The following is a 5843-nucleotide window of genomic DNA, read 5'->3' as shown; positions in this document are numbered from 1 at the left end:
AGAAGCGGTTGGCCATGCCCGGCAGCTTGATCTCGCCGTGCAGCGGCTTGTCGGAGACGCACAGCAGCGTGCCGTAAGGCACCCGGAAGCGGAAGCCATTGGCGGCGATCGTGGCGCTTTCCATGTCGAGGGCGATCGCCCTGCTTTGGCTGAAGCGCTGGATCGGCTCGCGGTGGTCGCGAAGCTCCCAGTTGCGGTTGTCGATCGTCGCGACCGTTCCGGTGCGCATGATGCTCTTCAGCTCGTAGCCGGAGAGCCCGGTCACCTGCGCGACCGCTCCCTCGATCGCCACCTGCACCTCGGCCAGGGCCGGCACCGGCACCCACAGCGGCAGGTCCGCATCGAGCACGTGGTCGTCGCGCACGTAGCCGTGGGCCAGCACGTAGTCGCCGAGCCGCTGGGTGTTCCTCAGTCCCGCGCAATGGCCGAGCATGATCCAGGCATGCGGGCGCAGCACCGCGACATGGTCGGTGATCGTCTTCGCGTTCGACGGGCCGACCCCGATGTTGACCATGGTGATGCCCGATCCGTCGGCCCGCTTCAGATGGTAGGCCGGCATCTGCGGCAGGCGGGCGGTGCGCGTGCCCACCGTCCCGGCGGAGCCGAGATTCTCGTTCAAGGTCACGAAGTCGCCGGGTTCGACGAAACCCGTGTACTGGCTGCGGTACGCCCGGGTCTCCTCGTCCTCGCTCGCGGTCATGATCTCGTGGCCGAGGCGGACGAATTCGTCGATGTAGAACTGGTAGTTCGTGAACAGGACGAAGTTCTGGAAGTTCTCGGGCGACGTCGCCGTGTAGTGCCGCAGCCGGTGCAGCGAATAGTCCACCCGCGGTGCCGTGAACAGCGCCAGCGGCAGCGGCTCCCCCTCGACCGGCACGAAGGTGCCGTTGACGATGCTGTCGTCCATGTAGGCGAGGTCGGGAAGGTCGAACCAGTCGCGCAGCCGCGCGAGGCGCTCGGGCTCCAGGTCGCCCTCGACGTGGATGCCTTCGGCGAAGGCGAAATGGACCGGGATCGGCTGCGGACTGACGCCCACCTCCAGCGCCGCACCGTGGTTCCGGCGCAGCAGGCGGAACTGTTCGGCGTAGTAGCGCCCGAACAGGTCCGGGCGCGTCAGCGTCGTCGCGTAGGTGCCGGGGCCGGCGACGAAGCCGTAGGACAGCCGGGTATCGACGCGCGTGCCCGTCTCGGTGCGGACCCGGACGAAGGGATAGCCGGCGTGAACCCGCGCCCGGACGTCCTCGCCGGCGGCGAAACCGGCGAACCGTTCCCTCAGGTAGCCGGTGTTCGCCTCGTAGATCTCGCGCACGCGGGCGAGCGCCGCATCGGGGTCGGTGAAGCGTTCGCCGGTGGCGGGAAGGTGCGACAGGTGCGAACTCGACATCGCTTCATGCCTCCAAGCCCGTCAGCGAGCGGGCGAAGGCGCCCGCCTCGAACGGCCGCATATCCTCGATCGTTTCGCCGACGCCGATGGCGTGCACCGGCAGCTTGAACCGGTCGGCCAGCGCCACGAGCACGCCGCCGCGCGCCGAGCCGTCCAGCTTGGTCACGATCAGCCCGGTGACGTCGACCATGTCGCGGAACACCTCCGCCTGGCTCAGCGCATTCTGGCCCGTCGTCGCATCCAGCACCAGGAGCGTGGAATGGGGGGTCCCGGCGTCCTGCTTCTTCAGGACGCGCACGATCTTCTGCAGCTCGGCCATCAGGTTGGCCTTGTTCTGCAGGCGTCCGGCGGTATCGATCAGCAGGACGTCCGCCTGTTCGCGGCGCGCGCGCTCCAGCGCGTCGAAGGCGAGGCCGGCGGCGTCGGCTCCGGTCTCGCGGGAGATGACGGGGCAGCCCGCGCGCTCGCCCCAGACCTCGAGCTGCTGGACCGCCGCCGCGCGGAACGTGTCGCCTGCCGCTATCAGGACGCGCTTGCCCTGGTCGCGGTACTGCTTGGCCATCTTGCCGATGGTGGTCGTCTTGCCGGCTCCGTTCACGCCGACCACCAGGATCACGTGGGGGCGCGCGGCGGCGACGAGGTCCAGGGGCTTGGCGACCGGGGCCAGCGTCTCCGCGATCCGGTCGGCGAGGAAGCGGCGCACCTCGTCGGGGGTGACGTCCTTGCCGAACCGGCTCTTGGCCAGTTCGCCCGTCACCTTCGCCGCCATGGCCGGCCCGAGGTCGGCCGTGATCAGCAGTTCCTCGAGTTCCTCCAGCGCCTCCTCGTCGAGCCGGCGCTTGGTGAAGATGCCGCCGATCCCCTCGGTCAGGCGGGAGGTCGACTTGGACAGCCCCTCCTTGAGGCGCGCCAGCCAGCCCTTCTTCCCCGGCGGGGCGGCCGGTGCCGCCGGTTCCGCGACCACCGTCGGTATCGGCTCGGGCTCGGGCTCCGGCTCCGGCTCCGGCTCCGGCTCCGGCTCAAGGAGCGCTGCCGGCTCGTTCGCCGGTTCGGGCGTCGGCTCCGACCCCGGCTCCGGCTGCGCTTCCGGCTGCGCGGCGGCCGCGACGTCCTCGGTCGCGGCCTCGTCCTCGGGCTTCGGCTTCTTCTTCCAGAATCTCAGCATTGCGCACCTTGGATGCGTCCCGTCAGGCGGCCCCCCGCGACGCCGGTGACGGCGGCGCGGACCAAGCTGCCCGGCTCCAGCGCATGGTCGATCTCGATCTCCGCGAATTGCTCGGTACGGCCGATGCGGTCCTTCTCCATGAGCACGGCCGCGGTCCCGCCGACGCGGGCGTCGAGGAAGCGGGCGACTTGGCGTTCCCCGAGTTCCCTCAGGCGCGACGCCCGGTCCCGCCTCAGCGCCGGATCGACCTGCGGCATGCGCGCGGCGGGGGTGCCCGGCCGCTCGCTGTAGGGAAACACGTGAAGCCAGGTGAGGTCGCATTCCTCCACGAGGCGCAGCGTGTTCTCGAACATCTCCCCGTCTTCGGTCGGGAAGCCGGCGATAAGGTCGGCGCCGAAGGCGATCCCGGGCCGGAGGCCGCGCGCCTTCTCGCAGAACGCGATCGCGTCCGCGCGCAGGTGACGCCGCTTCATGCGCTTCAGCACGAGGTCGTCGCCCGCCTGGAGGCTCAGATGCAGGTGCGGCATCAGCCGAGGCTCCTCCGCGACGAGGCGCCACAGGTCGGCATCCATCTCGACGGGGTCGAGCGAGGACAGCCGCAGCCGCGGCAACTCCGGCACCAGCGCGAGCAGCCGGCGCACCATCTGGCCCAGGGTCGGGCGCCCCGGCAGGTCGCCGCCGTAGCTGGTGACGTCCACTCCCGTCAGCACGACCTCGGCATAGCCGGACGAGACCAGCGTGCGCACCTGCGCCACCACCTCGCCGATCGGCACCGAGCGTGACGGCCCCCGGCCGTAGGGGATGATGCAGAAGGTGCATCGGTGGTCGCAGCCCTGCTGCACCTGGACGAAGGCGCGCGCCCGGCCTTCGAAGCCGCCGACGAGGTGTCCGGCCGTCTCGCGCACGGACATGATGTCGTTGACCGCGACCCGCTCGACCGGCGGCGCCAGGCCGAAGCTCTCGGGCCTCAGCTTCTCCTCGTTGCCGAGCACGAGGTCCACCTCGGGCATCGCGGCGAAGCGGCCGGGATCGATCTGGGCAGCGCAGCCGGTCACGATGATGCGGGCACCCGGGCGTTCGCGGCGTGCCTTGCGGATGGCTTGGCGCGCCTGGCGCTCCGCTTCCTTCGTGACCGCGCAGGTGTTGACGACGACCGCGTCCTCGAGGCCGGCCTCAGCCGCATGCCGGCGCATGACTTCGGTCTCGTAGGTGTTCAGCCGACACCCGAAGGTGATGAAGTCCGGTCCGGTCATGGGCGCAGCAGGCCCTCTGGCAGAACGCCGGAGAAGCTGGTCGCGACCGGGCCGGTCATGTGGACCCGGCCGTCCTCGCTCCAGGCGAGATGCAGCGTCCCGCCGTCTAGGTGGACGTCGACGGTCCGGTCCGTCAGGCCCCGGCGAACGGCCGCGACGGCGGTCGCGCAGGCGCCCGAACCGCAGGCGCGGGTGATGCCCGCACCCCGCTCCCACACGCGCAGGCGAATGCTGGAGCGCGACAGGACCTGCGCCACCTCGACATTGGTGCGCTCCGGGAACATCGGGTGGTGCTCGATCCGGGGGCCGAGCGTTTCCAGCGGCACGGCCTCGGCGTCATCGACGAAGAAGACCGCGTGCGGGTTGCCCATCGACACCGCGCACGGCCCGTCCAGGGCGTCGACGGAGAGCGGCAGGCGCAGCGTGTCGGCCTCCGCCGCCAGCGGGATGTCGCGCCAGTCGAGCCGTGCCGGCCCCATGTCCACGGAGATCAGCCCGCCCTGCACCGCGGCGGCCGGCAGCAGGCCCGAAATGGTCTGCACGACGGTGCGGCCGGCATCCAAACCGCGTTCGCCCCGGCTCATTTCCAGCCAGGCGATGCAGCGCGTGGCGTTGCCGCAGGCGCCGGCTTCCGAGCCGTCGGGATTGTAGATGCGCATGAAGACGTCGGCGGCCGGGTCCGGCGCCGGCTCCAGGACGATGAGCTGGTCGCAGCCCACGCCCGTGCGTCGGTCCGCGATCGCGCGCCTTTGGGCGGGAGTCGGGTCGAACGGCGTCTTGCGGGCATCGATGACGACGAAGTCGTTGCCGAGCCCATGCATCTTCAGGAATGGCAGGGACATGATGGGCCGTTATATGGCGAGTGGCCGCCCGGAGTCCATCGCCGCAGCCCCGGACCCAGGGCAACCGCCTGAAGGCGGGGTCGACGGGGTGGAATGGGGCGGAGGCGGATCCTTTCGGGCTCGAGTCCGGGAGTCATGGGCGCTTTCCGCAACGGGGAGGCGACGATGGCAGGAGAGGCAGGGAGGCCGGCCGGCGGTCGGCGTCGGGACATCGAAACGTGCAGGAACATCATGGTTTGTCACGGTCCCGGCGCGCATCTCCCGGCGCAGTTCCTGGCGCGGTCCCGCCGGGACCTCGCCCCGATGAACTTCACCCGCTCGTCCAGCACACAGGTCTCGTTCCAGCCCATCGGCCATCTCCTGGCGGCCGATCCCGGCATCTGTCACCTATGTATCCGGTCTATTCCGTTACCCATCTTGCCGGGCTATGCCGAGTGCCCTCACCGTCCCGGCCGCTGGCCGGGCCCCTCCCTTTCCCGTTGCACGGGAGAGGGGATGTTCAGGCGGTCCGGGCGAGCTTGCCGGTGGGGACCGGCAGGGGCTGGTCGCGCAGGCGGGCCTTCAGGCTGCCGGCGCCCTGCGGAGCGGCGGCAGCCAGCGGGCCGGCCAGTGGACCGACCAGCGGGCCGGAGGGCATCGGGGCGTCGAAACGTGCGGGAATGTCATGTTTCGTCACGGTGCCGGTTTTCGTCTTCGGCCCGGCGCGCATTTCCGCGCGCAGCTCCTCGCGCAGCCCGGCCAGCTCCTTGCGCAGCTCCTCCACCAGTTCCGCCTGGACCTTGCCGCGCATCTCCTCGCGCAGCTCGTCCCGGACGTCCTCGCGCAGGTCCTCGCGCAGGCGCTCGCGCTCGGCCCGGGTCACGGCGCGGACGGCGCCGACCTCCTTCTCGAAGCGCCACCGGTGGGCCAGCAGGCGGGCGGCGGCGGGGAAGTGCTCCTGCTCGACCAGCTTGCCGTACAGCTCGTCGTGCTGCCGGCGCATCTGCTCGACGAGATCCTCGTGCCGGTTCTCCTCCTCGGCGGACAGCGCGACGAGGCGGGTCCGGACGTCCGCGCGTGTCCACGGGGTGGAGCCGGGCGCGCAGCCGGCGCGGCGCGCGGCCTCGGCCAGGGGCGCGCCCCGCGCGGCGATGCGGCAGAACAGCTCGATGCTCGGCGCCAGCGGCTGGTGGGCGGTAGCGGCCATGGGGTGTCCTCCT

Annotated in this window: 5 protein-coding genes; all 5 read right to left on the bottom strand. The window is 71.1% G+C overall.

The features are described 5' to 3' along the window. Positions 1 to 1384: AMP nucleosidase (locus VGO20_RS12760; protein ID WP_327502732.1), on the bottom strand; the 1384-nt coding region annotated here is incomplete at its 3' end. Between the two features lie 4 nt (positions 1385 to 1388). Further along, the gene (gene ftsY / locus VGO20_RS12755) at positions 1389 to 2549 is read right to left on the bottom strand and encodes a signal recognition particle-docking protein FtsY (RefSeq protein WP_327502731.1); all 1161 of its coding nucleotides are present in this window, start codon (positions 2547 to 2549) and stop codon (positions 1389 to 1391) included. Beyond that, complete coding sequence (mtaB, locus tag VGO20_RS12750; protein WP_327502730.1) at positions 2543 to 3802, bottom strand: tRNA (N(6)-L-threonylcarbamoyladenosine(37)-C(2))-methylthiotransferase MtaB; 1260 nt, start codon at positions 3800 to 3802, stop codon at positions 2543 to 2545. The genes ftsY and mtaB overlap by 7 nt, the downstream gene beginning before the upstream one ends. Then, positions 3799 to 4644 carry a diaminopimelate epimerase gene (gene dapF, locus VGO20_RS12745; protein ID WP_327502728.1) on the bottom strand — a complete coding sequence of 282 codons (846 nt, stop codon included), beginning with the start codon at positions 4642 to 4644 and terminating at the stop codon, positions 3799 to 3801. The genes mtaB and dapF overlap by 4 nt, the downstream gene beginning before the upstream one ends. Before the next feature lie 499 nt (positions 4645 to 5143). After that, positions 5144 to 5830: an MCP four helix bundle domain-containing protein gene (locus tag VGO20_RS12740; RefSeq protein WP_327502727.1), complete on the bottom strand. Its 687-nt coding sequence runs from the start codon at positions 5828 to 5830 to the stop codon at positions 5144 to 5146. Between the last annotated feature and the right edge of the window lie 13 nt (positions 5831 to 5843).

Origin of the sequence: Arenibaculum sp., from assembly GCF_035998295.1 — a bacterium.
Taxonomy (GTDB): Bacteria; Pseudomonadota; Alphaproteobacteria; order Azospirillales; family Azospirillaceae; genus DASYHS01.
This window is presented reverse-complemented; position numbering and strand designations above follow the sequence as displayed.

Coding starts and splice junctions, on each gene's coding strand:
- ftsY (WP_327502731.1), bottom strand. CDS start 2,549: ATGCTGAGATTCTGGAAGAAGAAGCCGAAGCCCGAGGACGAGGCCGCG.
- mtaB (WP_327502730.1), bottom strand. CDS start 3,802: ATGACCGGACCGGACTTCATCACCTTCGGGTGTCGGCTGAACACCTAC.
- dapF (WP_327502728.1), bottom strand. CDS start 4,644: ATGTCCCTGCCATTCCTGAAGATGCATGGGCTCGGCAACGACTTCGTC.
- VGO20_RS12740 (WP_327502727.1), bottom strand. CDS start 5,830: ATGGCCGCTACCGCCCACCAGCCGCTGGCGCCGAGCATCGAGCTGTTC.